Source organism: Bradyrhizobium sp. MI1.7 (assembly GCF_055811795.1).
Window position 1 is genome coordinate 46,043 of the sequence record NZ_JBVVPO010000040.1, and the last position, 26,722, is coordinate 72,764.

A 26,722-nucleotide genomic window follows, 5' to 3' on the forward strand; every position below is an offset into this window, starting at 1 on the left:
TGATGAAATCAGTTCTCGCAGCGTCGGCCATGCTGGTCGCGCTTTGCTCCGCCGCCTCTGCCCACGAGGCAATGAATCACTCGCACATGGCTTCGGCGGCCACCGCCCAGATGTCGGAAACGCATCCGAACTCCTTCGCCTTCGCCGCTCCAACGGATGAGGCCGGATACGATGCGCATCGGTATCACGGCGGGCCGAAAGCGAACGACTAGGGTCTGACCGGCGCACGGCGGGGACGGCCAAGTCCCCGCCGGTGCGGCTCGCGTCAGGCCTTCACCTTGGGATCGATCGGCGTGGAGCCGCGCAGACCCAGAATATCTTCCAATACCTTCGCGCCGGCGATCACCTGCGCATCCGCGCGCGGGGCACCGACGACCTGTACGCCGACCGGGAGGCCAGACGCCGTGAAGCCGCAGGGCAGCGACAGCGACGGGCAGCAGGCGAGCGTGATAGCGTAGACGATGCCGAGCCATTCGACATAGTTCTCGAACTTCTTGCCGGCGCATTCGGCGACATAGCGGTGCTCGATCGGGAAGGGCGGCACGATCGTGGTTGGCGTCAACAGCAGGTCGTAGTTTTTGAAGAACTCGATCGCGCGCGCGGTCATGCCGACGCGTTGCGCCTCGGCGCGCGCGAGCTGCTCGACGGTGAGCTTGAGGCCTTCCTCGATGTTCCAGATCACCTCGGGCTTCAGGAGGTCGCGCTTGGTCCGCAGCAGATTGGCCTTGGTGATCGCGAAATCGAAGGCGCGCAGGACGTGGAAGCATTCATGCGCCTCGCGCCAGTCCGGATGCGCTTCCTCCACGATCGCGCCGGCCTCCGCGAAGCGTTCAGCGGCCTTGCGCGTGATCGCCTTGACCTCGGGATCGACCGGGGTGATGCCGAGATCGGGCGAATAGGCGATGCGCTTCGGCTTCTTGCCTGACTGCGCCGCCGACAGGAACGAGGTCGCAGGTGCGGGCAGCGACAGCGGGTCGTCCGCATAGTCACCGCTCATGGCATCCAACAGCAGCGCAAGATCCTCGACGTTGCGCGCCATCGGCCCCACCACGCCGAGATTGCGGTCGATCGCCGATTTGGGCGTATGTGCGACGCGCCCGATGCTCGGCCGCATGCCGACGACGCCGCAGAACGCCGCGGGGCTGCGCAGGCTGCCGCCCATGTCGGAGCCCTGGGCGAGCCAGGCCATGCCGGTGGCCAGCGCCACCGCCGCGCCACCGGAGGAGCCGGCCGCAGACTTCGTCGTATCCCAGGGATTGAGCGTCGCGCCAAACACTTCGTTGAAGGTGTTAGCGCCGGCGCCGAATTCCGGTGTGTTCGACTTGGCGTAGACGACCGCGCCATTGCCTTCGAGGTTCTCGACCATGAGATCGGACTGCTTGGGCACATTGTCCCTGAAGATTGGCGAACCCTGTGTGTTCAGCACGCCCGCGACATCGGTCAGGTCCTTGATCGGTACCGGCAGGCCCGCGAGCAGCCCGCGGGCTCCGGCCGGCTTCTGCATCAGCGCCTTGGCGTTGTCTCGCGCGCGGTCGAAGCATAGCGTCGGCAGCGCGTTGACCTTGCCGTCGACCTCACCGATGCGCTTCTCCAGCACATCCAGAAGCTCGAGCGGCGAGACGTCGCCGGATCGCAGCTTATCGACGACGGCGCAGGCCGTTTCGCGGATCAGGTCTTGAGACAACTATTCTACTCCTGTGCTTATTCAATCGTCATTGCGAGCGCAGTGAAGCAATCCAGAAATGTACCTGAGATGGCAATCTGGATAGCTTCGCTGCGCTTGCAATGACGCGGATAGAGTTAACCCCAGCCCGCGCTGATGCCGCCATCCACGGTATAGATGACCCCCGACGTATATCCGGCGCGATCGGACGCCAGGAACGCCATGAGATCGCCGATCTCGCGCGCATGCGCGGGCCGGCCGAGCGGCAGGCTCTTCTGGAATTCCTTGTAGCGGCTCTCGTCGCCGAATTGGTGCTTTGCCCGCGTCTTGAGCAGGGTGACGTGGCGATCGGTGCCGACCGGGCCGGGATTGATGCCGACCACGCGGATGTTGTCGGCGAGGCTCTTGCCGCCGAGCGCGCGGGTGAAGGCCATCAATGCGGCGTTGCCGGCGCTGCCGCAGATGTAATTGGCATCGAATTTTTCGCCGGCCGCGCCGATGTCATTGACGATGACGCCGCCGCCCTTCGCCTTCATCTGCGCGTAGATCTGCCGCGTCAGGTTGATGTAGCCGAACACTTTCAATTCCCAGGCGTGCCGCCAGGTCGCCTCGTCGATCTTGTCGATCGAGCCGCCGGGGATGTCGCCGGCATTATTGACGAGCACGTCGATGTCGGCGGCTTCCCTCGCGAGCCGCGCCAAATCCTCGGCCTTGCGCAGGTCCACGATGCTCGTCGCGGCATCGATCTGGTGCGCGGAGCGCAGGCGGTCCGCCAGCGCCTTGAGCTGGTCGCCGCTGCGGGCGGCGAGCAGGAGGTTTGCGCCTTCCTCGGCAAACGCCTCGGCGGCGGCTGCGCCAATGCCTTTGGACGCGCCTGTGATCAGGACGCGCTTGCCACGCAGATGCAGATCCATGAAGGGTACTCGCTCGGTGGGAACATCAGGATCAAACCAGTAGGCGCTCGGCCGCGCCACGGTCAACATTGCAGTGCAGCGTTGCACTGCTGCCGAGTTTGGTCCATTGCAGTGCGGTCAAAAAGGCGGCGGCTGCCGGACCAACCAGGGACGTTCTCGATGAGCAAGAAACAATACCGGATTGCAGTCATTCCCGGCGACGGCATCGGCAAGGAAGTGATGCCCGAGGGCCTGCGCGTTCTGGAGGCAGCGGCGAAGAAGCACGGGGTGTCCCTGCATTTCGACCATTTCGACTTCTCGTCCTGGGACTATTACGAGAAGCACGGCCAGATGATGCCGGACGACTGGAAAGAAAAGATCGGCAAGCATGACGCGATCTATTTCGGCGCCGTCGGCTGGCCGGCCAAGATTCCGGATCACGTCTCGCTGTGGGGGTCGCTGATCAAGTTTCGCCGCGAGTTCGACCAGTATGTGAATTTGCGCCCGGTGCGGCTGATGCCCGGCGTGCCGTCGCCGCTGGCGAACCGCAAGCCCGGCGACATCGATTTCTGGGTGGTGCGAGAGAACACCGAAGGTGAATATTCCTCCGTCGGCGGCCGCATGTTCCCGGACACCGACCGCGAGTTCGTGACGCAGCAGACGGTGATGACCCGCATCGGCGTCGACCGCATCCTGAAATTCGCTTTCGAGCTCGCGCAGTCGCGGCCGAAGAAGCACCTGACCTCGGCGACCAAGTCCAATGGCATCTCCATCACCATGCCCTATTGGGACGAGCGCGTGGAGGCGATGGCGAAGAAGTTTCCGGGCGTGAAGTGGGACAAGTACCACATCGACATCCTGACCGCGAACTTCGTGCTGCATCCGGACTGGTTCGACGTCGTGGTCGGCTCGAATCTGTTCGGCGACATCCTCTCCGATCTCGGCCCGGCCTGCACCGGCACCATCGGCATCGCGCCATCGGGCAACATCAATCCCGAGGGCGATTTCCCCTCGGTGTTCGAGCCGGTGCACGGCTCGGCGCCCGACATTGCGGGGCAGGGCATCGCCAACCCGATCGGCGCGATCTGGTCCGGCGCGATGATGCTCGAGCACCTCGGCGAGAAGGAGGCCGGTAAGTCGATCGTCGATGCGATCGAGCGCACCCTCGCCGAACGCACGCTCCGCACCAAGGATCTCGGCGGCAACGCCGACACCACCGCCTGCGGCAAGGCGGTCGCGGATATGGTGGATTGAGGCGGGGCGAGCTGCGTAGGGTGGGTTAGCCGAAGGCGTAACCCACCACTGCTCGTATCCGCGGAGACAGAAGAGGTGGGTTACGCCGAGCAACTGCGCTTCGCGCAGTTGCAGGGCTAACCCACCCTACACATACGATTTCCGCGTCGGATCGAAGATCGGCGGATAATCGTTCTCGTCGAGCAGATCGAGAAACGGGTCGAGTCCCTGGGACTTGATGAGGCCGAGCTCTTGATGCGAGATCAGGTTCACGGTCAGGATCTCCACGGGATCGCACGCGATCTCCAGCGCCTCGGCGATCTGCTTATCGGGGCCGATGATCGGTGTGAGAAACAGGAACGTCTGGAAGTCCGTTCCTGCAACCGGCGGACACGGCAGCGCGACGCGATGACCAAAACCGAACCAGGTCGTGTCGATGAACGGCAGATTGGCGAGCCAGCGCAGATTGGCGCAAACCTCCTCTGTCGGCTCCCGGACATACCACATCAGCTCGGCACGTGGCTTTGCGTCGCCATGCACCCCCGGCATTCGCTGTTCGCTCATGCCGTTGGTCAGAAGCACATAACCTTCGTCAGATCCCTCTTCGCACACCGGCACGAAATCGCGGCCAAAGGCGTGGATGTCGATGCGGCGCTCCGCGCTGTCCGTGAAGCTGTGCTCGGGCTCGCCCAGCTCGCTTTCATAGATCGCGAGCCGGTGCCGGTAGAAGTCGATTTCGGGTAACGGCTCGCTCGAGCCGGACATGAGCTTTGCAAGACGGGAGAACATGTGAACCTCGGGGGCGGATGTGGACCGGGATATTCGCGTTGTCGTGAGACGACGCGGGCCGGTTCAAATCCGCTCCACGAGTGCGGTGATGCTTCGCTTTAGTCCAGACCTCGTTGCGCGATAGTGCACTTGGCCGGGCTATTCTCAGCGATGCGCTTCGTTCCCGACTAGCCCGCGATCTTCTCGATCGCAGCCTGGTCCAGTCCGAACTTCGTCCCGGCCTCCAGGATTTCCTGCCAGGTGGTCGGGTCGACCGGAATGCCTTCGGCCAGACGCTTCTTCCTGGTCTCGCGCTCGGGATCGCCGGCGATCTTCACCTTGTCGATGCCGGGAGCGGGCGGCGAGCCGGTGTGCCAGGCAACAAAACTCTCGACCTCGCTCGCAAGGTTGTCGCCGGTGCCGAGCTTGTTCGGGTCGATGACGATCGAGAGCATGCCGTTGAGGACGTTGTACTTGCCGTCGGACGGGCCCTTGACCACCTGCCCGCCGGAGAGCGCCCCGCCGAGGATTTCGCACACCAGTGCGAGCCCCGAGCCCTTGTGCTCGCCGAACGGCAGGATGGCGCCGTGCGGCGGGATCACGGTGTAGCGCGGATTGACGGTGGGCTTGCCTTCGTTGTCGATAATGGTGCCGGGCTCGAGCTCGACGCCCTTGTTGTGGGCGACGCGGGTCTTGCCCTGCGCGATCCTGCTGGTGGCGAAGTCGAGCACGATCGGGTCCTTGCCCCTGCGCGGGATGCCCACGCAGAACGGGTTGGTGCCGTGGCGCGCATCGCTGCCGCCCCACGGCGCCACGATCGGGCGCGAGATCACGTTGACGAAGTGGATCGAGACCAGCCCGTGGTCGATGCACTGCTCGGCCCAATGGCCGATGCGGCCGATGTGGTGCGAGTTGGAGAGGCCGACGAGACACACGCCGTTGCGCTTGGCGCGCTCTGCCGCCAGCTCCATCGCCTCATGGCCGATCACCTGGCCATAGCCGGTGAGGCCGTCCAGGGTGAGAAGCGGACCGGTGTCGAGCACGATCTTGACGTGCTGGTTCACGGCGAGGCCGCCCGTGGTGACGCTCTGGACATAGCGCGGGATCATGCCGACGCCGTGCGAGTCATGTCCTCTAAGATTGGCCTCGACGAGGTTGGTGGACACGAGCTCGGCTTCGCGGTCCGTAGATCCGCCCGCCTTGACGATGGCACGGACGACATTGGTGAGCGGCTGTGCCTTGATGGTGCGATAGTCGGCCATTGTTGTTGCTTTTATCCCTTCACGATCCGGCGGCAATGGACCCATGCCGCTTCAATCAGGTTCTCGCTCGCTTCCGGCGTGCGGAAGGCCGAATGCGCCGACAGCGTCACGTTCGGAATCTTCGTCAACGGATGGTCGCCGGGCAGGGGCTCGATGTTGAAGACGTCGAGGCCGGCATGGCGGATGTGGCCGGACTTCAGCGCGTCGATCATCGCGGTCTCGTCGACGACGGCGGCACGCGCGGTGTTGATCAGGATGACACCGGGCTTCATCGCAAAAATCTTCTCGCGCGTAATCATGCCGCGGGTCTCGTCGTTGAGCAGCAGATGCAGCGACACGACGTCGCTTCTCGCCAATAGCGTGTCGAGATCGGTGAACTCGACGCCCGGATGGCTCTTTGGCGACCGGTTCCAGGCGATCACCTTCATGCCTGAGCCGACCGCAATGCGTGCGACTTCCGCGGCGATGCCGCCGAAGCCGATCAGGCCGAGCGTCTTGCCGGTTAGCTGCATGCCGTCCTCGCGCAGCCAATTGCCGACGCGCATCTCGCGGTCCATCATCGCGATGACGCGGGCGGAGGCCCACATCAGGGCGATCGCGGACTCCGCGACTGCCGTGTCGCCATACCCCTTGATCAGGTGCACGGAGATGCCGAGCTCGGCGAGCTCTTCCGGATTCATGTAGCTGCGCGCGCCGGTGCCGAGGAACACGACATGCTTCAGGCCTGTGCATGTCTTCGCGACCTCGGTCGGCAGCGCGGTGTGGTCGACGATGGCGATCTCGGCGCCATCGAGGACTTCAGGATATTGTTCGGGCTTGATGTCGGGATCCCTGTGGATCCGCACCTCGGGGTCGCCGGGCTTCCCGAGCCGCTCCATGATCACGGCGAGGGCTTCGTTGGCGTCGACGAAAACTCCGCGCATGGCTCTCTCCGATCAGGACGCGACGCCGGCGATCGCCAGCACGGTATGCATCAGCACGTTGGTGCCCGCGGCGCAGTCGGGCTGCGTGGCGTCTTCCAGCTCGTTGTGGCTGATGCCGTCCTTGCAAGGCACGAACACCATCGCCGCCGGCATGACGGTGTTGAGGTTGCAGGCATCGTGGCCGGCGCCGGAGGTGATGCGGCGAGAGGAATAGCCGAGCGTCTTCGCCGCGTTCTCGACCGCCGCGATCAGCTTGGGATCGAAATGCGTCGGCGGCTTGCGCCAGACCAGGTCGATCTTGACCTCGACCTTGCGGCGCGCGGCGATCTCGGCAATGGCGGCGCGCAGATCGCGATCGAGCGCGTCCATGATGGCGCCATCCGCGCTGCGGCAATCCATGGTGAAGGCGATCTCGCCGGGAATGACGTTGCGCGAGGGATTTGCGATCACGGCCTCGCCGATGGTGCCGACTGCTTTGGGCCCATGCTTCTTCGCAATGGCCTCCATCGCCAGCACGATTTCGGAGAGCGTCGCGAGCGCATCGCGCCGCAGCGGCATCGGCGTCGATCCGGCATGGCTCTCGAAGCCGGAAATCTTGCCGTCGTACCAGAGCACGCCCTGGCCGGAATCGACCACGCCGATGGTCTTGCCCTCGGCCTCGAGGATCGGACCTTGCTCGATGTGCAATTCGACGAAGCAGCCGAGCTTCTGGAAGCCGACCGGCTTGTCGCCGCGATAGCCGATGCTGTCGAGCGCCTGGCTGACGGAAGTGCCGTCGATATCCTTGCGCGACAGGATGTCATCGGTGGTGAAATCGCCGACGTAAGCGGCGGAGGCCATCATCGCCGGTGCGAAGCGCGAGCCTTCCTCGTTGGTCCAGTTGACGACGCAGATCGGCGCTTCGGTTTCGATGCCTGCGTCGTTCAGCGTGCGGATCACTTCCAGCGCGCCGAGCGTCCCCAGAATGCCGTCATACTTGCCGCCGGTCGGCTGGGTGTCGAGATGCGAGCCGATCCCGACGGGCAGCTTCGTCATGTCGCGGCCCTTGCGCAGGCCGAACTGTGAGCCGAGCGCATCGGTGTGCACATCGAGGCCGGCGTCCTCGCAAGCCTTGCGGAACCAGTCGCGCACCTGCTTGTCTTCGCTGCTCAGCGTCAGCCGCCGTACGCCGCCCTTGGCCGTCCCGCCAAACTGGGCGGTCTCGTGGATGGAGCCCCAGAGGCGGGCGGAATCGATTTGCAGATTGGTGGCGGCTCGGCTCATGCGGTCGGTCTCTCGGTTGTCCGGCGCCTTTTTCAATGACGCGCCGGCGCGGACTCGTCAACCGCGAGGCTGCTCTGCGCAATCTGCCGTGCGAGCTCGGCGACGCGCTCCACCGCGACGACGTCAGGCGAGGCGAGCCAGCTCGCCGTGAATGTCAGCGGCGCTATGGCGAGATCGGTTTGGAGCAGTTGCAACCGCCCGTCGGCGAGCTCGTTCTCGACGATGGCGTCGGGGATCACGGCGATGCCGAGCCCTTCGACCGCCATGTGGATGACCGTCGCCAGCGATGCGGACGCATGCAGCCGGATCGGCGGCAGCTCCGGCCGGTCGAAGACTTCGCGCACGACCTCGTAGGGCCTGGTCTTGCGCGGGAAGGTGATGATCGGAAACCGCGCGAGGTCGGCGCGCGTCACCGGGCCGTCGCCGAGCCCGAGCGAGGGGCTTGCGAGAAAGCCGATCGGATAATCCGCGAGCACGCGATTGTGGACGCCCGACGCCGACAGCGGCCCCACCACGAAGGCGAGCTCGATTTCCTGCGCGAGCAGGCGCGCAGTGAGGTTCGGCGTGATGTCGACCTCGATCTCCAGCGACAGGTTCGGATAGACTTCGTTCATGCTCTTGACGAGCCGCGGCAGCCAGGTGTGCACGATGGTCTCGGCGACGCCGAGGCGCATCACGCCGCGCATCGCCGAGCGATCGCCGATCTCGGCGATCATCGCCGCCCTCAGACCGATCAGCTTCTCGGCATAGACCATCATCTGCCGGCCGCTCGGCGTCGGCGAAGCAACGCGATGATCGCGGTTGAGGAGCTTCACGCCCATCTCGCGCTCGAGCTGGGCGATGCGCTGGGAGATCGCCGGCTGGGTCGTATTGAGCCGTGCTGCGGCGCCGCGAAAGCTGCCGAGCTTCACAACCCAGAGAAAGGTTTCGATCGACCTGAAGTCCAGCATTGAGAAGGATTTTCCCGATCGATAAATTGAATTTATCGATATCGATTAGAAAGGAAGATTAGACTTTATAGCATGCTTGGTGTTGGCTGTCTTTGTCGAGTTTATAGGCAGGTCGATCAAATGACTGTTTTGGTGGCAGCGCAGCAAACTGAAACGCCCGACACGCTCCCGAGCCGCCTGGCACGGCTCGCCTATCGCGGCGGCCAGGTCGGATCTACCGCCGGCGTCGCTCCCGGCTTCGTCCAGGGCAATCTGGCGATCCTGCCGGCCGAATATGCCAGCGCCTTTCACCGCTTCTGCCAGCTCAATCCGAAACCGTGCCCGATCATCGGCATGTCCGATGTCGGCAGCCCGCACATCCCCGCGCTCGGCGCCGATCTCGACATCCGCACCGACGTGCCGCGCTATCGCATCTGGCGCGACGGCGAGGTGGTCGACGAGCCGACCGACGTGACCAAGCATTGGCGCGACGATCTCGTGACCTTCGTGCTCGGCTGCTCGTTCTCGTTCGAAGAGGCGTTGCTCGACGAGGGCATGCCGATCCGCCACATCGAGCAGAACGTGCGCGTGCCGATGTACCGCACCAACATCGCCTGCGGCGAGGCCGGTCCGTTCGCCGGTCCCATGGTGGTGTCGATGCGTCCGTTCAAGCCGGCCGATGCGATCCGCGCGGTGCAGATCACCTCGCGTTATCCCGCCGTGCACGGTGCCCCCGTGCATCTCGGGCATCCGCATTTGATCGGCATCAAGGATCTCGCCAAGCCGGATTACGGCGATCCCGTGCCCGTCGCCGACGACGAGATCCCGGTGTTCTGGGCCTGCGGCGTGACGCCGCAATCGGTGATCAACGCCGCCAGGTTGCCGTTCGCGATCACGCATTCGCCCGGCCTGATGCTGGTGACGGATCTGAAGAACCGGAACATGGCCGTGATTTAGTAGGCAGCGTTTGCTGCTTCTTCGGGCTTTACCGCGTCCATCAATCGCTCCATTCGATCAGTCGAAATTTAGTAACAGGGGACTTTGCCATGACGATCTCTCGCCGCGACGTGCTGCTTGGTGCCACAGCCACTGCCGCGCTGGTGCCGCTCGCTGCACGCGCCCAGACCTCCGAGGTCGTGATCGGCGTGATCTATCCGTTCTCCGGCGGCAGCGCGCAGCAGGGCGTCGACGCGCAGAAGGCCTATGAGACCGCGCTCGAGGTCATCAACAAGGACACCGATTTCGATCTGCCGCTGGCCAAGGGCGAGGGTCTGCCGGGCCTCGGCGGCGCAAAAGTCCGCCTCGTGTTCGCCGACCACCAGGCCGATCCGCAAAAGGGCCGCGCCGAGGCCGAGCGCCTGATCACGCAGGAGAAGGTCTCCGCGATCATCGGCACCTATCAAAGCGCGGTCGCCGTCACCGTCAGCCAGATCTGCGAGCGCTACCAGATCCCGTTCGTCTCCGCCGACAACTCCTCGCCGAGCCTGCATCGCCGCGGCCTCAAATATTACTTCCGCGCCGCCCCGCATGACGAGATGTACTCGGCTGCGATGTTCGACTTCTTCGATGCTTTGAAGAAGAAGGGCACCAAGATCGAGACGCTGTCGCTGTTCCACGAGGACACCATCTTCGGCACCGATTCCGGCAACGCCCAGGCCAAGATCGCCGGCGAGCGCGGTTACAAGATCGTCTCCGACATCAAGTATCGCGCCAATTCGCCGTCGCTGTCGGCCGAAGTGCAGCAGCTCAAGAGCGCCAATGCCGACGTGCTGATGCCCTCGAGCTACACCACGGACGGCATCCTGCTCGTCAAGACCATGGGCGAGCTCGGCTACAAGCCGAACGCGATCGTGGCGCAGGACGCCGGCTTCTCGGAGAAGGCGCTCTATGATGCCGTCGGCGACAAGCTCGAAGGCGTGATCTCGCGCGGCACCTTCTCGCTCGATCTCGCGCAGAAGCGTCCCATGGTCGGCAAGATCAACGAGATGTTCAAGGCGCGCTCGGGCAAGGACTTCAACGACCTGACCTCGCGCCAGTTCATGGGCCTGATCATCCTGGCCGACGCCATCAACCGCGCCAAGTCGGCCGACGGCGAGAAGATCCGCGATGCACTGGCCGCGACCGACATCCCGGGCGAGCAGACCATCATGCCCTGGAAGCGCGTCAAGTTCGACGAGGCCGGCCAGAACAACGACGCCGACCCGGTGCTGCTGCAATATGTCGGCGGCAAGTTCGTCACCATCTTCCCGCCGCAGGCCGCGATCGCGGAAGCGATCTGGCCGATGAAGTAAGATTGGGAAGCGGGAGCTCGGACGTAGCTCCCGCCCTCATCCTGAGGAGCGGGCGTAGCCCGCGTCTCGAAGGACGAGGGCTGGGCCATCCTTCGAGACGTGCGCTGGTGCGCGCTCCTCAGGATGAGGATCTATTTCGGGGGACGACTTTTGACAGCTCAAGCCATTATCCAGAGTCTCGCGAGCGGCCTTCTGATGGGCCTGCTTTACGGACTGATCGCGGTCGGCCTCGCGCTGATTTTCGGCCTGATGGACGTCACGAACTTCGCCCATGGCGAATTCCTGATGCTCGCGATGTACCTGTCCTTCTTTCTGTTCGCGTTCTTCGCGATCGATCCCCTGCTGTCGGCCCCATTGGTCGCCGCGGCGATGTTCGTGTTCGGAGCGGTGGTCTATCTACTCCTTGTACGCTTCGCCATGCGGGCCAAGGCCAATGCCGGCATGGTGCAGATCTTCACGACTTTCGGCCTTGCGATCGTGATGCGCGGCCTCGCGCAGTACTTCTTCACGCCGGACTATCGCAGCATTCCACAGTCCTGGCTCGGCGGTAAAACCATCTCGGTCGCCGGCATCTTCCTGCCCGAGCCGCAGCTCATCGGTGCGCTGGTCTCGATCGCGGCCTTCGCCGGGCTCTACCTCTTCATCCACCGCACCGACTTCGGCCGCGCGCTGGAAGCCACCCGCGAGGATCCCGGCGCCGTCGCGCTCGTCGGCATCGACAAGAACCGCGTGTTCGCGTTCGGCTGGGGCCTCGGCGCCGCGCTGGTCGGTCTCGCCGGTGCGATCATGGCGGTGTTCTTCTACATCTATCCCGATGTCGGCGCGTCGTTCGCGCTGATCGCCTACGTCACCGTGGCGCTCGGCGGCTTCGGCAGCGTGTTCGGCGCCTTCGCCGGCGGCATCATTGTTGGCCTGGTCGAAGCGGTGACCGCGCTGGTGTTGCCGCCATCGCTGAAGTCCGTCGGCATCTATGCCGTCTATCTCCTCGTCGTCTTCATCCGGCCGCGTGGCCTGTTCGGGTCGATGTGATGGACAAGGCTTTTGCAGCGCGGCGCCGCCGCGATCTCATCATCGCCGCAGTGCTGGCCGGGCTCGCAGCGCTGGCTCCGCTGTTGATCAAGGATGTTTACGTCCAGAACATCCTGATCCTGACCCTGATGTATGCGGCGCTGTCGCAGAGCTGGAACATCCTGTCCGGCTATTGCGGGCAGATCTCGCTGGGGCACGCGCTCTATTTCGGCATCGGCGCCTACACCACCGAGCTGCTGTTCACCAAGTTCGGCGTGCTGCCCTGGTTCGGCATGCTCGCCGGCGGCGTGATTGCGGCGATCATCGCAATGGGGCTCGGCTATCCCTTCTTCCGCCTGCGCGGCCATTACTTCGTGATCGCGACCATCGTCATCGCCGAGATCGGACTGCTCTTGTTCCAGAACTGGGAATGGGCGGGGGCTGCGATGGGAATCACCGTTCCCGTGCGCGGCGACAGCTGGCTGAAATTCCAGTTCATGCGCAGCAAGCTGCCGTACTTCTATTTCGCGCTGGTGCTGTGCAGCCTCGCCTGGTTCGTCACCTGGTGGCTGGAGGACTCCAAATGGGGCTTTTGGTGGCGCGCGGTGAAGGACAATCCGGAAGCGGCCGAGAGCCTCGGCGTCGTCGTGTTCAACTCCAAGATGGGCGCGGCCGCGGTCTCCGCCTTCCTCGTCGCCATCGGGGGCGCGTTCTATGCGCAGTTTCTCGCCTATATCGATCCTGAAAGCGTGATGGGCTTCCAGTTCTCGCTGCTGATGGCGCTGCCGGCCGTGCTCGGCGGCATCGGCACCCTCTGGGGGCCTGTGCTTGGGGCTGCCATCCTGATCCCGATGACGGAGCTGACGCGCTCCTATATCGGTGGCTCCGGCCGCGGCGTCGACCTCATCGTCTATGGCGCGCTGATCGTTGCGATCTCGCTGGCCCTGCCGCGAGGCTTGGTGAGCCTGTTCTCCCGTTCGAAGGCAAGAGGAGCCACGCGATGACTGCGCTCCTTGAAACCCGCGGCGTCTGGCAGCGGTTTGGCGGCCTCGTCGCCAACAGCGATGTCTCGATCTCGGTCGGCCGCGGCGAGATCGTCGGTCTGATCGGGCCGAACGGTGCCGGCAAGTCGACGCTGTTCAATCTCATCGCCGGCGTCTTGCCGCCGACGCAAGGGTCGATCTGGTTCGACGGCGAGGATGTCACCAACATGCCGGCGGCCGAACGCTGCCAGCGTGGCGTCGGGCGCACCTTCCAGGTGGTCAAGAGCTTTGAGACCATGACTGTCATCGACAACGTCATCGTCGGTGCTCTCGTGCGCAACACTGTGATGCGCGAGGCGCGCCGCAAGGCGCATGAGGTGCTCGAATTCACCGGCCTTGCCGCACGCGCCGACGTGCTCGCGAGCGACCTCGTGCCGGCCGAGAAACGCCGCCTCGAAGTCGCCCGTGCGCTGGCGACCGAACCAAAGCTGCTGCTGCTGGACGAAGTTCTCACCGGCCTGACGCCGACCGAGGCGCAGACCGGCGTCGCGCTGGTGCGCAAGGTGCGCGATGCCGGCATCACCGTTTTGATGGTCGAGCATGTCATGGAGATCGTGATGCCGCTGGTCGACCGCGCCATCGTGCTCGACCTCGGCAAGGTGCTGGTCGAGGGTAAGCCTTCCGACGTCGTCCGCGATCCCAAGGTGATCAGCGCATATCTGGGAGATCGTCATGCTGTCGGTGCATGAAGTCACGACCGCCTATCAGGGTCTGGTCGCGATCTCGGCGGTCTCGATCGAGGTCCAGAAGGGCGAGATCGTCTGCGTCGCTGGCGCCAACGGCGCGGGCAAGTCGACGCTGCTCAAATCCATCGCCGGCGCCGAGCGTCCGCGTTCGGGCACGGTGACGTTCGACGGCAAGCGTCTCGACGGCATGGCGCAGCATCACATCACCGCCACCGGCATCGCCTATGTGCCGGAGAACCGCCGCCTGTTCCCGCGCCTGTCGGTGCGCGACAATCTGCGCCTCGGCAGTTATCTGTACCGCGGTGACGCCGACCGCGAGGGGCCGCTCAATCTCGTCTTCACACTGTTCCCGCGTCTCCAGGAACGTTTGGAGCAGCGCGCCGAGACGCTCTCCGGCGGCGAGCAGCAGATGCTCGCGATCGGCCGCGCGCTGATGACGCGCCCGCGGCTGTTGATGCTGGACGAGCCCTCGCAAGGTATCATGCCGAAGCTGGTCGACGAAATCTTCCAGGCGGTACTGCGCATCCGCGACGCCGGCATGACTGTGCTGATCGTCGAGCAGCGCATGGCCGAGTGCCTGGAGATCGCCGACCGCGCCTACATCCTGCAAACCGGCCGCGTGCTGATGCAGGGCCCGGCAGAGGAGATCAGGGGGAACCCGGACGTACGGAAGGCGTATCTGGGGCTGTAGTTACTACCTGGTCGGTGTCATCGCCCGCGCCGGCGGGCGATCCAGTATTCCAGAGACGCTAGTTGGATACGGAGAAGCTGCGGCGTACTGGATTCCCCGCTTCCGCGGGGAATGACTGTGGTGGATGAGGCGTCGTTAGTCCGCCCATGATCGAAGGGCGCTAATGCTCATGCCCATGCTCCGGCAGCGTCACCCCGAACACCTTCACCAGATCCTTCACCTGCTCCGGCGACAGATACCGCGGGTTCATCCCGCGCAGCAGCAGGTACAGCTTCGCCGTCTCCTCCAGCTCCTCCGTCGCGAACACCGCGGCCTCCAGCGTGTCGCCGGCGACCACCGGGCCGTGATTGGCGAGCAGCACGGACGAATATTTGCCCGCCAGTCCCTTGATCACATCCGCAACCGCGGGATCGCCGGGGCGGTAATAGGGCACAAGCGCAGTGGCGCCGCATTTCATCAGATAATAAGCCGTCATCGGCGGCAGCGCGGCGCGCGGGTCGATCTCGGGCAGCATCGAGAGCGCGACCGAATGGGTGGAGTGCAGATGCACGATCGCCCGCGCGCTTTCGCGCGTATCGTAGAGCGCGTTGTGCAGCGGAACTTCCTTGGTCGGCGCATCGCCCGAGAGGAGGCGCCCCCGTGCGTCCAGCCGCGACAGTCGCGCCGGGTCGAGGAAGCCGAGCGAGGCGTTGGTGGGGGTGACGAGCCAACCCCCGTCGTGCATCTTGACGCTGATATTGCCGGAAGAGCCCGGTGTCAGGCCGCGCTCGAACAAGGACCGTCCGAAGCGGCAGATATCCTCACGCAGCCGGGTCTCGTTGCTCATAGCCGTCATGCCCGCTTGTCTCACGCTTTGGCAGCGCGGCCAAGCCGTGTTATTCGGATCAGTGAGCCGCCGCAAAGGGCGGCCGTCCAGGAAACGTTCGCAAGGGTCAGTTGCATGTCCGCCTCCACGTCGCAAAATCAGCGTATCGCGGTCATCGGGCTCGGCTCGATGGGATTCGGCATGGCGACCTCGCTGAAGCGCGCCGGTCATGCCGTGACCGGCTGCGACGTCTCGGCCGACGCGGTGGCGCGTTTCGTGAAGGACGGCGGCGCAGGCGCCAGCACGCCGGCGGAAGCGGCCAAGGGCGCCGACATCGTCGTCAGCGTCGTCGTCAATGCCGCGCAGACCGAGACCATCCTGTTCGGCAAGGATGGCGCCGCCGAGACCCTGCCGAAGGACAGCGTCTTCCTGTCCTCCGCCACCATGGACCCGGATGTGGCCCGTCGCCTCGCAAAGCAGTTGGAGGCGACCGGCCGTCACTATCTGGATGCGCCGATCTCCGGTGGCGCGCAGCGCGCGGCCCAAGGTGAGCTGACGATCCTCGCCTCCGGCAGTCCCGCTGCCTTTGCAAAGGCACGGCCGGCGCTCGATGCCATGGCGGCAAAACTCTACGAGCTCGGCGATGCCGCAGGGCAGGGCGCCGCCTTCAAGATGATCAACCAGTTGCTCGCCGGCGTGCATATCGCCGCCGCCAGCGAAGCGATGGCGTTCGCGGCCAAGCAGGGCCTCGACATCCGCAAGGTCTATGAGGTGATCACGGCCTCAGCCGGCAATTCCTGGATGTTCGAGAATCGCATGCCCCACGTGCTTGACGGCGATTACACGCCGCGCAGCGCGGTGGAGATCTTCGTCAAGGACCTCGGCATCATCCAGGACATGGCGCGCAGCGCCCGATTCCCGGTGCCGGTCTCGGCCGCCGCGCTCCAGATGTTCCTGATGACATCAGCTGCCGGCATGGGCCGCGATGACGACGCCTCGGTGGCGCGCATGTACGCGCAGGTCACCGGCGTAAAACTTCCCGGCGACAAGTAAGCCAAGAGGATTCCGATGCCCCGTTTCGCCGCCAATCTCTCGATGATGTTCACCGAGGTGCCGTTCCTTGACCGTTTCGACGCCGCTGCGCAAGCGGGCTTCACCGCGGTCGAATTCCTCTTTCCCTACGAGCATCCGGCCGAGGTGGTCGGCGAGCGGCTCAAGCGCAACGGTTTGACGCAGGCGCTGTTCAACCTGCCGCCGGGCGACTGGAACGTCGGCGAGAAAGGCTTTGCGGCGCTGCCGGCGCGCTTCGCCGATCTCAAGGCGAGCCTGGAGACCGCGTTGCCTTACGCCAAGGCGACCGGTGTCAAGCGGCTGCACTTGATGGCCGGCATTGCCAACCGCGGCGAGCGGGTCGCGATCGAGGCGTTCTACAAGTCGGTGGCGTGGGCTGCGGAGTTCTTCGCTCCGCACGGCATCGACATCGTGCTCGAGCCGATCAATGCGCGCAATGTGCCCGGCTACTTCCTCAATGATTTCGGCTTCGCGCGCGACCTGATCCAGGAGCTGAGACTGGCGAACCTGAAGCTCCAGTTCGACATCTATCACTGCCAGATCATCCACGGCGACGTCACCATGCGCCTGCGTGAGATGATGCCGATCATCGGGCACATCCAGATCGCGAGCGTCCCCTCGCGCAACGAGCCCGACGGCGAGGAGCTGAACTATCCTTTCCTGTTCACCGAACTCGACCGGCTCGGCTATACCGGCTTCGTCGGTTGCGAATACAATCCGCGCGGCAAGACCACCGATGGCCTCGCCTGGTTCAGGCCTTATGCGGGAGTGAAGCCGTGACGCTCGCACTGGGTTGCATTGCCGACGACTATACCGGCGCCTCCGATCTCGCCAACACGCTGACGCGCGCGGGCCTGCGTACCGTGCAGACCATCGGCGTGCCCGCGGACGATCTCACGCTGCCCGAGGTCGACGCCGTCGTGGTGTCGCTGAAGAGCCGCTCGATCGAGGCGGGCCTTGCCGTGTCGCGCTCGCGTGCGGCGGAGAAATGGCTGCGTGGCCGCGGGGCGCACCATGTGCTGTTCAAGGTCTGCTCGACCTTCGATTCCACCGATGCGGGCAATATCGGCCCGGTGATGGACGCGCTGCGCGCCGATAGCGGCGAGGCCGTCGTGCTGGTGACGCCGGCTTTCCCGGAGACCGGTCGCACGGTTTATCAGGGCAATCTGTTCGTCGGCGCCGTGCCGCTGAACGAGAGCCCGCTCAAGGACCATCCGCTCAACCCGATGCGTGATTCCAACCTGGTGCGCGTGCTGGCGCGCCAGAGCAAGACGCAGGTGGGTCTCGTCGACCTCGCGACCGTCGCCCGCGGCGCGGAGGCCGTGCGGGCTCGGCTTGCCGAATTGTCAGGCAAGGGCATCGGTGCCGCGATCATCGATGCCGTGTTCGACCGCGACCTCGAGGCCATCGGCCTCGTCGCTGCCCAGCATCGGCTGTCGGTCGGCGCCTCCGGCATCGGCCTCGGACTGGCGCGGGCTCTGGTCTCGACGGGCAAGGTCAAGTCGGCCGCTGGCAGCGGCGGGGCGGACGCCGCCGTCGGCGGACCGGCGGCCTGCCTCGCCGGAAGCTGCTCGCAGGCGACGCTTCAGCAGATCGCTAATGCCGAACGCGTCATGGCGGTGCTCCATCTCGATCAGGACCGTATTCTTACGGGAGCGGACGAAGTGCAGCGCGCGATCGCCTGGGCCAAGCCGCGTTTAGCCGACGGTCCGGTCCTGATCGCGTCGAGCGCGACACCGGATCAGGTCGCCGCCTTGCAGGCGCGCCACGGCCGCGATGCAGCCGGTCACGCCATCGAGCAGGCGATGGCCGACATTGCGGAAAACCTAGTGAAATCAGGCGTCCGTCGGCTGGTCGTGGCTGGCGGCGAGACCTCCGGCGCCGTCGTCGATCGCCTCGGGATTCCCGGCTTCCTGGTCGGCGCGGAGATCGCTGCGGGCGTCCCGGTGCTGCGCGCCGTCGGCGCTGAAGCAGGCGATATGCTGCTCGCACTGAAGTCCGGAAATTTCGGCGGGCCGGAATTCTTCGCGGACGCGCTTGGGCTCATGCGCTGAGCGCAGGACGTTCTTAGCTGCCTGTTCATTTCTTTCAGGCTCCGTACTCGAACGGAGTCGTAGTTAACATCTGCTCAGTCGCTCTGTTGTCTGATGTCGGCGTCGCTCCTTTTGGTTGATTGTTAAGACCTCCCGGACGCGCGCCCGCGCCAGCACAACGAGACCCGATTATGTTCGCCACCATTTCCATTCGCGCCAAGATCATCAGTGTCGTGGCGTTCCTGCTGGTCGCGATGACCGGCATGGGCCTGCTCGCCGTCACGAAGATGCGGTCGATGAACGCCAACACCACCGACATCACCACGAGCTGGCTGCCCAGCGTCCGGGTGCTCGGCGAACTCCGCGCCAGCGTCATCACCTACCGCAACGTGGTCCGCCAGCACATGCTGTCCGAGACCCTCGAGGAGAAGCTCGCCAACGAAAAGACGGCCGGCACCGTCATCGAGGCGCTCGCCAAGTCCCGCAAGGCCTACGAGCCGATGATCACTTCACCCGAGGAACGCCGGCTGTACAACGAATGGGCCAAGCTCTGGGACGACTACAAGAAGGGCACCGAAGACGTCATGGCGCTGTCACGCAAGGAGGCCGGCAAGGTCCCGCATGACGCCCAGGAGCTGAACACCAAGACGGTCAACAAGATCGGCCTTGCGTCGGATGAGGTCCTGATGAAGGACATCGATCTCAACACCAAGGGCGGCGACCAGGCTGCCCAGGATGCCGCCGACAGCTATTTCTATGCCTTCATGCTGGTCTCGATCATCCTCGGCGCCGCCGTGATCATCGGCATCGGCGTCAGCTTCTACCTGGTCCAGGACGTCTCCGCCGGCATCAACTCGATCATCCAGCCGATGCAGGCGCTCGGCAAGGGCGACCTCTCCGCCGAAGTCCCGCATCGCGGCGAGAAGACCGAGATCGGCGCCATGGCCGACGTGCTCCAGATCTTCAAGGAAGCCTTGATCGCCAAGAAAGCCGCCGACGAGGCCGCCGCCGCCGATGCCGAAGCCAAGATCGAGCGCGGCCGCCGCGTCGACGGCATCACCCGCGATTTCGAAACGATGATCGGCGAGATCGTCCAGACCGTGTCGTCGGCCTCGACCCAGCTCGAAGCCTCCGCCTCGACGCTGACCTCGACCGCCGACCGCTCACAGCGGATGGCGACCACGGTCGCCGCGGCCTCGGAGGAAGCCTCGACCAACGTGCAGTCGGTGGCCTCGGCCACCGAGGAGATGGCTTCGTCGGTCGGCGAGATCAGCCGCCAGGTGCAGGAATCAGCGCGGATGGCGGGCGACGCCGTCGGCCAGGCCCGTGCCACCACCGAGCGCGTCAGCGAGCTGTCGAAGGCGGCTTCCCGCATCGGCGACGTCGTCGAGCTGATCAACACCATCGCGGGCCAGACCAACCTCTTGGCGCTGAACGCCACCATCGAGGCGGCGCGTGCCGGTGAAGCCGGCCGCGGCTTCGCGGTGGTCGCCTCCGAGGTAAAGGCGCTCGCCGAGCAGACCGCCAAGGCGACCGGCGAGATCGGCCAGCAGATCTCCGGCATCCAGGCGGCGACCAACGACTCGGTCGGCGCCATCAAGGAGATCTCCTCGACCATCGAGCGTCTCTCCGAAATCTCCTCGGCGATTGCGGCTGCGGTGGAAGAGCAGGGCGCAGCGACCCAGGAGATCGCCCGCAACGTGCAGCAGGCGGCGCAGGGCACACAGCAGGTCTCCTCCAACATCACCGACGTGCAGCGCGGTGCGACCGAGACCGGCACGGCCTCCTCGCAGGTGCTGTCGGCAGCGCAGATGCTGTCCAACGACTCGAGCCGCCTCAAGACCGAGGTCAGCAAGTTCCTGACCAACGTCCGCGCAGCCTGAGCCGGGACACGATCGCAGTTCTGAAAGCGGCGCCTGCGGGCGCCGCTTTTTTACGGGGGTAAGCCGCTTCTTTTTACGGGGGTAAGCCGCTTCCGTAATATTCCGGCCGCAGGCTGCATATCTGGAATGCGATTTCGCAGTGCGATAGCAGGGAAGTGACCGCACGGGGCGGCGCCGTCGTTGGCCATTTCCACGGTGTTCGGGTAAATCAGCCTCAGGAACCCGTGGGGCGTGTTCCCTGTCCCCCGATTTGGAATTGCCTGACCGATGATTGCTCTGGTCCGTATTGCCCTGAGCCGACCCTACACGTTTGTCGTGCTCGCGCTTCTGCTCCTGATCATCGGGCCGCTCGCGGCCCTGCGGACGCCGACCGACATCTTCCCGGACATCCGCATCCCCGTGATCGGGGTGGTCTGGCAGTACACCGGCCTGCCGCCGGACCAGATGTCCGGCCGCATCACCACGCCGTTCCAGCGCGCGCTGACGACGACCGTCAACGACATCGAGCACATTACCGCCAACTCCTATAACGGCTTTGGCATCATCAAGATCTTCTTCCAGCCGAACGTCGACATCCGCACCGCCAACGCGCAGGTCACCGCGATCTCGCAGACGCTGCTGAAGCAGATGCCGCCGGGCGCAACGCCGCCCCTGATCCTGAACTACTCCGCCTCGACCGTTCCGATCATCCAGGTGGCGCTGTCGGGCGATGGCCTGACCGAGCAGAACCTCGCCGATATCGGCATTAATAACCTGCGCACCCCGCTGGTCACCGTGCCCGGCGCGGCGATCCCGTATCCGTTCGGCGGCAAGCAGCGCCAAATCCAGATCGACCTCGATCCGACCGCGCTCCAGGCGCGCGGCCTGTCGGGCCAGGACGTCGCCAACGCGCTCGCAGCCCAAAACCTGATCACGCCGGTCGGCACCCAGAAGATCGGCCAGTTCGAATACAACATCCAGCTCAACAACTCGCCGCTGAAGATCGACGAGCTCGGCAATCTGCCGATCAGGACCGTCAATGGCGCGATGGTCTATGTGCGCGACGTCGCGACCGTGCGTGACGGCAATCCGCCGCAGACCAACATCGTCCATGTCGACGGCAACCGCTCGGTGCTGATGATGGTGCTGAAGGCGGGCGCGACCTCGACGCTCGACATCATCGCCGGCATCAAGCAGAAGGTGATCGACGTCAAGGACCAGCTGCCGGACGCGCTGAAGATCGGCTTCATCGGCGACCAGTCGGTGTTCGTCCGCGGTGCGATTCAAGGCGTCGCGATCGAAGGCGTGATCGCGGCGCTGCTGACCAGCGTCATGATCCTGCTGTTCCTCGGCAGCTGGCGCTCCACGGTCATCATCGCGGTCTCGATCCCGCTCTCGGTGCTCGGCGCCATCGTCATGCTGTCGGCGATCGGCGAGACGCTCAACATCATGACGCTCGGCGGCCTTGCGCTCGCGGTCGGCATCCTCGTCGACGACGCCACCGTCACCATCGAGAACATCAACTACCATCTGGAGCAGGGTAAGCCGGTCGAGCAGTCGATCCTCGACGGCGCCAACCAGATCGTGACGCCGGCTTTCGTCTCGTTGCTGTGCATCTGCATCGTATTCGTGCCGATGTTCTTCCTCTCCGGCGTCGCCCGCTTCCTGTTCGTGCCGATGGCCGAAGCCGTGATGTTCGCGATGATCTGGTCGTTCATCCTGTCGCGCACGCTGGTGCCGACCATGGCGAACTATCTGCTGCAGGCGCACGTCCATCACGAGGGCGGCCCGCCGAAGTCGCGCAATCCGCTGGTTTGGTTCCAGCGCGGCTTCGAGAAGCGGTTCGAGCGCATCCGCGGCGGCTACCATAATCTGCTGGGACTGGCGCTGGTGCACCGCGCGGTGTTCGTGATCGGCTTCCTCTGCGTGGTCGGCGCGTCCTTCGCGCTGGTGCCGTTCCTCGGGCGCAACTTCTTCCCGGCGGTCGATGCCGGCAATATCCTGATGCATGTCCGCACCCAGGTCGGCACCCGCGTGGAGGAGACGGCCAACCAGCTCGCAGACGTCCAGAAGGCGATCCGCAAGCTGATCCCCGGCGAAATCGAGACGCTGACCGACAACATCGGCATGCCGATCTCCGGCATCAACATGACCTACAACAACACGGGCGTGATCGGCCCGCAGGACGGCGACATCCAGATCAAGCTGAAAGAGGGCCACAAGCCGACGGAAGAGCACGTGCGCGTGCTGCGCGAGCAGCTGCCGCGCCTGTTCCCCGGCGTCAGCTTCGCGTTCCTCCCCGCCGACATCGTCAGCCAGATCCTGAACTTCGGCGCGCCGGCGCCGATCGACCTGCAGATCCGCGGCGCCAACATCAACGCCAACTTTGCCTACGCCAACAACCTGCTGGCGAAGGTTCGCAAGATTCCCGGCGTTGCCGATGCGCGTATCCAGCAGTCGCCGAACAATCCCACCTTCAACATCGACGTCGACCGCACCCGCGCGCAATATGTCGGCCTGACCGAGCGCGACGTCACCAACAGCCTCGTGGTCAATCTCGCCGGCTCCTCGCAGGTAGCGCCGACCTACTACCTGAATCCGGACAACGGCGTGTCCTACTCGATCGTGATGCAGACGCCGCAATACCAGATCGACTCGCTCAGCGCGCTCCAGACGCTGCCGATCACGGCCACCGGCAATTCGCAATCGCCGATCCTCGGCGGCATCGCCGACATCAAGCGCTCGACCTCGAGCGCGGTGGTGTCGCAATACGACATCCAGTCGCTGGTGCAGATCTTTGCCACGACCTCGGGTCGCGATCTCGGCGCGGTCGCCGCCGACATCCGCCAGGTGATCGCCGACACCGCCAAGGACGTGCCGAAGGGCTCCTCCGTGGTGCTGCTCGGCCAGGTGCAGACCATGAACAGCGCCTTCACCGGTCTTCTGTTCGGCCTGCTCGGTGCCGTCGTGCTGATCTACTTCCTGATCGTCGTGAACTTCCAGTCCTGGTCCGATCCGTTCGTGATCATCACGGCGCTGCCGGCCGCGCTCGCCGGCATCGTCTGGATGCTGTTCATGACCGAGACGACGCTGTCGGTGCCGGCCCTGACCGGCGCGATCATGTGCATGGGCGTTGCCACCGCCAACAGCGTGCTGGTGATCTCCTTCGCCCGCGAGCGCTACGAGGAGCTCGGTGACCCCATCGCCGCTGCACTCGAGGCCGGCTTCGTCCGGTTCCGCCCGGTGCTGATGACCGCGCTCGCCATGATCATCGGCATGGCGCCGATGGCTTTGGGGCTCGGGGAGGGCGGCGAGCAGAATGCGCCGCTTGGCCGCGCCGTGATCGGCGGCCTGATCTTTGCAACTTTCGCCACGCTGATGTTTGTTCCCGTGGTGTTCAGTATGGTACACAAGAAACAGGGCGCCAAAGCCGCCGCCCCATTGGAGACTCCGCATGTCGCCCACTGAACCCCGCTCCCCGGTGTCGCACCGGAAACTGGGCATCTTCGGCGTGGTGGCGCTGATTGCGGCAGGCCTCGTCGTGGGTACCGGCATTCGTGCCCGCGAGGAGCAGGGCTCCAAGCTGAAGGAATGGACCGACGATCAGGCCGTTCCCAGCGTTGCGGTGACCCTGCCGAACGCAAAATCCCTCAACGGCACCATCGACCTGCCGGGTCGGCTCGAAGCCTATTACCGCGCGCCTATCTTCGCACGCGTCTCCGGCTATCTGAAGAGCTGGAGCGTCGACATGGGCGCGCGCGTCAAGGCGGGGCAGGTGATCGCCGAGATCGAGGCGCCCGACCTCGACCAGCAACTGCTTCAGGCCCGCGCCGACCTCGCCAGCCAGCAGGCCAGTGCCAGGCTCTCGGAAGCAACGCTCAACCGGCGCAAGACGCTGGTCGCCTCCAACTTCGTCTCCGCGCAGGAGATCGACGAGCGCACCGCCGATCTCTCCAACAAGAACGCGGCCGTCCACTCAGGCCAGGCAAATGTCGAACGGCTTGAAGCGCTGGCCGGCTACAAGAAGATCACGGTGCCGTTCGATGGCGTGGTCACGGCGCGCGATACCGACGTCGGCGCGTTGATCAATGCCGGCGGCGGCTCCGGCCCGGCGATGTTCGTGGTCTCCGACATCACCAAGCTGCGCGTTTACGTCAACGTTCCCCAGAACTACGTGCCTGCGATCAAGATCGGCGCCAAGGCCACCATGGTCATGCCGGAATACCCGAACCGGACATTCCAGGCGACGGTCGAGGCGTCCTCGCAGGCCGTCGACGTCGCCTCAGGAACCACCCGCATGCAGCTTCGGCTCGACAATTCCAACGGCGAGTTGATGCCCGGCGGCTATGCCAGCGTGAAGCTCAACCTTCAGCGCGACACCGCGCCGCTGAGCATTCCCGCCAGTGCCCTGATCTTCAACGGCAGCGGTCTGCGTGTTGCGACCGTCGGTCCCGACGACAAGGTGCAGTTCAAGACCGTGACCATCGCACGCGATCTCGGCAAGGAGATTGAACTCGCCTCGGGCATCGCACCCGACGACCGCGTGATCACTGCCCCGCCGGATGGTATTTCCGACGGCGACCAGGTTCGCGTCGCCGGCGGTGCCGGTGCCAAGGGCAAGCCGGCGACGGCGTCGGAGAAGCAGGCGCCGAAGGGCTAGGTTGATCTCGTAGGGTGGGCAAAGCGAAGCGTGCCCACCGTCTTCATGTGATTGGAGGAAGAATGGTGGGCACGGCGCAAGAGCGCCTTTGCCCACCCTACGAAAGCTACGCCACCCGCCACTCCGGCACGTCATCCGCGGCCATCGCGATCTCGCCGAGCGAGCCTACCGGCGTGCGATCCATGTTGAGCAGATGCGCCAGCGTCGCCGCGTCGCTCGCCGGAATGCGCGCGAGTGTGCGCCGCTCGTCCGCCGTCCGCAGCATCACCACACCGTGTTCGACATCGCCGCCGCGGCCATAGAGCATCGTAAAGCTCTCGACCTTGCCCCTGCCTGAAACCTCCGTGACGAACTCGGGCACCGCGCGCTTGTTGCGGTCGGCCTCGGCTTGCACGCTGGTCTCCTGCGCCAGCGCCGCACGTGGCGTCTTCGACACCACCAATGCGTGGTGCTTGGTGACGAAGCCGCCCTGGCCGTAGAGCAGCCCGAGCTTGGCACCATCGCGCACACGCCGCACCATCGCGCAGGCCGCATGCGTCATGTAGGTGTTGAGCGGCGCGCCGAAGAAGGTGAGACCACCGGTCACGGTCGGCTGCACGTCGGCCCCGAGGCCAAGCGTCCGCCGCGCCATCTTGGGCACGCAAGGGAAGCAGCTATAGAGCTCGATCGCGTCGAATCCGTCGCCGCCGGCGAGGTCCATCGCCGCCTTCAGCACCGCATTCTGTGGATGGCTTTCATGGAACTGATCGCGCAGGAGGTAATCCCGCGGCTCTTCGGCCGAGGCGCCACCGAGCGGATAGACCAGCTTGTCCTCGGCGATGCCGGCCGCGCGCGCCCTGGCGAGGCTGGTGAGCAGCAGCGCGCCGCCCATGTTGACGCTGGGGTTGGCGACCATGAGCTTGTTGTAGGGCCAGGCGATCAGGCGGTTGTCCGCCGACGGCGTCGTGATCTCGTCCGGCGCATAGCGCCGCTTCAGCCAGGCGTTGGGATTTTCGGCGGCGGCTTCGGAGTAGCGCGACCACAGCGTGCCGGACTCTGCCATGGCTTCGCGCGGCGTCTGGCCCCAATGGGCGGAGGAGGCGGACTCATAGAATGGATAAACCGTGACGGGACGGAACACGCCGAGCTTCACCGCGAGCGGCTTCTGGAATGCCGCACCACGCTTGGGCTCCTCGACGTCATGGGCGAACGGCGTCCAGGGTAGCTTGATCCCGGCGCGCTCAGCCTTGGTCGCGGTCGACTGCGCCTCCGCACCGCAGACTGCCGCCACCGTGCACTCGCCACGCGCGATGCGTTTTGCCGCCTCGTGGATGTAGCGGATCGGGCTCTCGCCGCCGACCGGGCCGTAATAGCAATGCGCCGGCGCAATGCCGAGCCGCTGCGCCAAAAGCTTTTCCGGATCGCGATAGCGCCAGCTCAGGAAGTTGACGACGTCGAGCGACTGCACCTCGCCAAGCAGTTTTGCGCCGGCGTCCTGCTCGGCCCGCCGTAGCGCCTGTTCGAGCAGATCCAACGGCTCGAGGCCGTCGGTAATCTCCTTGGGTCGGTCGATGATCTCGCCGACGCCGACGATGACGGGGATGAGGTCTTCCGGGATATTGGTCTTGTCAGTCATAATCTCGATTCACGATGTTAGTT

The 26,722-nt window shown here is 65.0% G+C and carries 23 protein-coding genes; 14 read left to right on the forward strand and 9 right to left on the reverse strand.

What is annotated here, in order from left to right; genetic code table 11:
• Positions 1-29 precede the first annotated feature (29 nt).
• Entirely contained in the window at positions 30-212 is a 183-nt protein-coding gene (locus AC0L3X_RS29900) for a hypothetical protein (protein ID WP_135215961.1), read from the forward strand.
• A 53-nt stretch (positions 213-265) separates the two neighbouring features.
• On the opposite strand, the gene AC0L3X_RS29905 is transcribed toward AC0L3X_RS29900, so the two are convergent.
• On the reverse strand, positions 266-1,684 hold the full coding sequence (locus tag AC0L3X_RS29905; protein WP_063984710.1) for an amidase: 1,419 nt from the start codon (positions 1,682-1,684) through the stop codon (positions 266-268).
• A gap of 116 nt (positions 1,685-1,800) precedes the next feature.
• The gene (locus AC0L3X_RS29910) at positions 1,801-2,577 is read right to left on the reverse strand and encodes an SDR family oxidoreductase (protein WP_063984709.1); all 777 of its coding nucleotides are present in this window, start codon (positions 2,575-2,577) and stop codon (positions 1,801-1,803) included.
• Positions 2,578-2,736: 159 nt separating this feature from the next.
• Here AC0L3X_RS29910 and AC0L3X_RS29915 point away from each other — a divergent pair, with 159 nt between their 5' ends.
• Positions 2,737-3,810 carry a tartrate dehydrogenase gene (locus AC0L3X_RS29915; protein WP_063984708.1) on the forward strand — a complete coding sequence of 358 codons (1,074 nt, stop codon included), beginning with the start codon at positions 2,737-2,739 and terminating at the stop codon, positions 3,808-3,810.
• A gap of 126 nt (positions 3,811-3,936) precedes the next feature.
• Here the strand turns inward: AC0L3X_RS29915 and AC0L3X_RS29920 are convergent, their stop codons facing one another.
• The 5 genes from AC0L3X_RS29920 to AC0L3X_RS29940 all read right to left on the reverse strand — a co-directional run bounded on the left by AC0L3X_RS29920 (position 3,937) and on the right by AC0L3X_RS29940 (position 8,955).
• Entirely contained in the window at positions 3,937-4,578 is a 642-nt protein-coding gene (locus AC0L3X_RS29920) for a suppressor of fused domain protein (protein WP_063984707.1), read from the reverse strand.
• Between the two features lie 167 nt (positions 4,579-4,745).
• Positions 4,746-5,819: a malate/lactate/ureidoglycolate dehydrogenase gene (locus AC0L3X_RS29925; protein WP_063984706.1), complete on the reverse strand. Its 1,074-nt coding sequence runs from the start codon at positions 5,817-5,819 to the stop codon at positions 4,746-4,748.
• Between the two features lie 11 nt (positions 5,820-5,830).
• A complete protein-coding gene (locus AC0L3X_RS29930; protein ID WP_063984705.1) occupies positions 5,831-6,742 on the reverse strand; it encodes an NAD(P)-dependent oxidoreductase in 912 nt (303 codons plus the stop codon).
• 12 nt (positions 6,743-6,754) lie between these two features.
• Positions 6,755-8,005, reverse strand: a complete 1,251-nt coding sequence (locus AC0L3X_RS29935; RefSeq protein ID WP_063984704.1) for a Zn-dependent hydrolase — start codon at positions 8,003-8,005, stop codon at positions 6,755-6,757.
• 32 nt (positions 8,006-8,037) lie between these two features.
• Positions 8,038-8,955: a LysR family transcriptional regulator gene (locus tag AC0L3X_RS29940; protein ID WP_063984703.1), complete on the reverse strand. Its 918-nt coding sequence runs from the start codon at positions 8,953-8,955 to the stop codon at positions 8,038-8,040.
• 120 nt (positions 8,956-9,075) lie between these two features.
• Between AC0L3X_RS29940 and AC0L3X_RS29945 the strand changes: the two genes are divergently transcribed.
• The 6 genes from AC0L3X_RS29945 (at position 9,076) to AC0L3X_RS29970 (ending at position 14,653) form a co-directional block, all read left to right on the forward strand.
• A complete protein-coding gene (locus tag AC0L3X_RS29945) occupies positions 9,076-9,891 on the forward strand; it encodes a putative hydro-lyase (RefSeq protein WP_063984702.1) in 816 nt (271 codons plus the stop codon).
• 89 nt (positions 9,892-9,980) lie between these two features.
• Positions 9,981-11,225 carry an ABC transporter substrate-binding protein gene (locus AC0L3X_RS29950; RefSeq protein ID WP_063984701.1) on the forward strand — a complete coding sequence of 415 codons (1,245 nt, stop codon included), beginning with the start codon at positions 9,981-9,983 and terminating at the stop codon, positions 11,223-11,225.
• Positions 11,226-11,375: 150 nt separating this feature from the next.
• Positions 11,376-12,254 (forward strand): branched-chain amino acid ABC transporter permease, encoded by an 879-nt coding sequence (locus AC0L3X_RS29955; RefSeq protein WP_063984700.1) that lies wholly within the window; start codon positions 11,376-11,378, stop codon positions 12,252-12,254.
• Entirely contained in the window at positions 12,254-13,237 is a 984-nt protein-coding gene (locus AC0L3X_RS29960) for a branched-chain amino acid ABC transporter permease (RefSeq protein ID WP_063984699.1), read from the forward strand. Before AC0L3X_RS29955 ends, AC0L3X_RS29960 begins: the two co-directional genes overlap by 1 nt.
• The gene (locus tag AC0L3X_RS29965; RefSeq protein ID WP_028146884.1) at positions 13,234-13,965 is read left to right on the forward strand and encodes an ABC transporter ATP-binding protein; all 732 of its coding nucleotides are present in this window, start codon (positions 13,234-13,236) and stop codon (positions 13,963-13,965) included. Before AC0L3X_RS29960 ends, AC0L3X_RS29965 begins: the two co-directional genes overlap by 4 nt.
• Positions 13,949-14,653: an ABC transporter ATP-binding protein gene (locus AC0L3X_RS29970; RefSeq protein WP_063984698.1), complete on the forward strand. Its 705-nt coding sequence runs from the start codon at positions 13,949-13,951 to the stop codon at positions 14,651-14,653. The genes AC0L3X_RS29965 and AC0L3X_RS29970 overlap by 17 nt, the downstream gene beginning before the upstream one ends.
• A 160-nt stretch (positions 14,654-14,813) precedes the next feature.
• Here AC0L3X_RS29970 and otnC read toward each other — a convergent pair whose 3' ends face one another.
• Positions 14,814-15,488, reverse strand: a complete 675-nt coding sequence (gene otnC / locus AC0L3X_RS29975; RefSeq protein ID WP_063984697.1) for a 3-oxo-tetronate 4-phosphate decarboxylase — start codon at positions 15,486-15,488, stop codon at positions 14,814-14,816.
• Between otnC and ltnD the strand changes: the two genes are divergently transcribed.
• From ltnD to AC0L3X_RS30005, 6 genes are all read left to right on the forward strand, one after another.
• Positions 15,372-16,511 (forward strand): L-threonate dehydrogenase, encoded by a 1,140-nt coding sequence (gene ltnD / locus AC0L3X_RS29980; protein ID WP_473317069.1) that lies wholly within the window; start codon positions 15,372-15,374, stop codon positions 16,509-16,511. The genes otnC and ltnD overlap by 117 nt on opposite strands.
• A gap of 15 nt (positions 16,512-16,526) precedes the next feature.
• Positions 16,527-17,309, forward strand: a complete 783-nt coding sequence (otnI, locus tag AC0L3X_RS29985; RefSeq protein WP_473317071.1) for a 2-oxo-tetronate isomerase — start codon at positions 16,527-16,529, stop codon at positions 17,307-17,309.
• The gene (otnK, locus tag AC0L3X_RS29990; protein ID WP_063984695.1) at positions 17,306-18,583 is read left to right on the forward strand and encodes a 3-oxo-tetronate kinase; all 1,278 of its coding nucleotides are present in this window, start codon (positions 17,306-17,308) and stop codon (positions 18,581-18,583) included. The genes otnI and otnK overlap by 4 nt, the downstream gene beginning before the upstream one ends.
• A 170-nt stretch (positions 18,584-18,753) precedes the next feature.
• Positions 18,754-20,445, forward strand: a complete 1,692-nt coding sequence (locus AC0L3X_RS29995; protein WP_063984694.1) for a methyl-accepting chemotaxis protein — start codon at positions 18,754-18,756, stop codon at positions 20,443-20,445.
• 267 nt (positions 20,446-20,712) lie between these two features.
• On the forward strand, positions 20,713-23,892 hold the full coding sequence (locus tag AC0L3X_RS30000) for an efflux RND transporter permease subunit (protein WP_063984693.1): 3,180 nt from the start codon (positions 20,713-20,715) through the stop codon (positions 23,890-23,892).
• Positions 23,879-25,084 carry an efflux RND transporter periplasmic adaptor subunit gene (locus tag AC0L3X_RS30005; RefSeq protein WP_063984692.1) on the forward strand — a complete coding sequence of 402 codons (1,206 nt, stop codon included), beginning with the start codon at positions 23,879-23,881 and terminating at the stop codon, positions 25,082-25,084. Before AC0L3X_RS30000 ends, AC0L3X_RS30005 begins: the two co-directional genes overlap by 14 nt.
• A 106-nt stretch (positions 25,085-25,190) precedes the next feature.
• Here AC0L3X_RS30005 and AC0L3X_RS30010 read toward each other — a convergent pair whose 3' ends face one another.
• A complete protein-coding gene (locus tag AC0L3X_RS30010; protein WP_063984691.1) occupies positions 25,191-26,699 on the reverse strand; it encodes an acetyl-CoA acetyltransferase in 1,509 nt (502 codons plus the stop codon).
• Between the last annotated feature and the right edge of the window lie 23 nt (positions 26,700-26,722).